Genomic DNA, 1423 nt, shown 5'->3' with positions numbered 1-1423 from the left:
CCTGACTTTTATCAATTAGTGCGTAGGTTCTCGGATGGCCTGGAGTGCTTCGTTGAGGTCGTCGGGGATGGGGTCGGCGGCGATGATGGTGTGCTCGCCGGCTTGGACGGTGATGGTGCGGTAGCGGCGTGCTGTGGTGACGAACTTCTTGATCGACCATCCGGTGCGGGCTTCGATGATGCGGGTGATGGCGAGGGCGGCGAACACGACTGCGAGGTGCGCGCGGATCGAGTCCTCTTTGCGGTGGAAGATCGGGCGCGCGGCCAGGTCGGATTTCGACATCCGGAAACTCTTCTCGATCCGCCACAGCTCATGGTAGGTGCCGATCACGAAATCGCTTGTGGGCGAGTCGATATTGGTGGCATACGCCTTCCATCCCGCCAGAGTTCGGGCTTTGGTCTCCAACTCGCGGTTCACGCTCTTGGCCGCACCCTTCAGCGTGACGAACCGGTTGCGTTTGACCGGGACCTTACCCTCGACCGCCTTCTGCGCCTTGGCGATCTGCTCGTCGATACCGCGCAGTGACCGACGCGCCCGGTCGGCCTTGTACTGGTAGTAGACCACCTGGTTACGGCGGTGGCGCGTCTTGGATGTCGCCGGCCACGGCTGGGTCAACACCAGCCCGTCAGGGATCTCACGACCGGGATTGTCGTTGTGCCACTTACTGATCACGTACGGCACGGTCGGGATCTTCTCACCGAGGATGAACGACAGGCCGGCTTCTTCGATCGCTGCCTTGTTGTCCGCGGAGATCATGCCGGCATCCGCGACGACAGTCACATTGGTGAGCCGGTGGGCAGTCATGAACGCCCGCAACGTCGGCATCAGCGTCAACGTTTCTGCTTTATTGCCCTCGAAAGCCTCCACCATCAGCGGAAACCCGGACGCATCGGTCAACAACCCGACAGTGATCTGCGGTTCAAGGCGGCGCTCTTTGGAGAATCCGGGCTCACGGAAGCCGTCGGCCTTGTCGGTCTCGAAGTAGAGCGTTGTCACGTCGTACAACACGAGGGTGGCCGAGTCCAGGCCGGCATACGCCGCGCACGCCGCAGCCAGCTTCTGCCGCCACACCGGCTCAGCAAACATCGGCAGCCGCCGGTTGAGCGTGGGATACGACATCGGCGTCAGCCCGGCCTCGGTGAGCACGCGTAGCGAGTCGAGCTTGCTGGTCGGCTCCAGGATTCGGGCGATCACCAACTCCTCAAATACCTGGTCAGAGCCGGTAGCGCGGGCGAAACCGAGTTCGCGATACACCCCCGACAGCGCCTCGCACAGGTGCGCCATCTTCGACGACGTGATCGGCAACGGCCCACCCGACACCCCGGCCGACCCGAATCCCAGATCCAGCTCGCCCTGATCGCCAAGGATGCGCTGAGCCGCAACAGCTTTCAATGCCTCGATCGCAGCCTTGTCGTGCGCCGAA

1 protein-coding gene is annotated in these 1423 nt (G+C 62.8%); it reads right to left on the bottom strand.

Annotation, left to right across the window (positions count from 1 at the left end):
- Nucleotides 1–15 precede the first annotated feature (15 nt).
- Nucleotides 16–1423 (bottom strand): IS1634 family transposase (locus MKW15_RS24150; protein WP_240862925.1); only part of this gene is annotated, 1408 nt, incomplete at its 5' end.

The organism is Gordonia gummivorans (assembly GCF_022513585.1).
Taxonomy (GTDB): Bacteria; Actinomycetota; Actinomycetes; order Mycobacteriales; family Mycobacteriaceae; genus Gordonia.
Note: the sequence above shows the minus strand (reverse complement) of the source record. Positions and strands in the feature narration are given on the sequence as shown.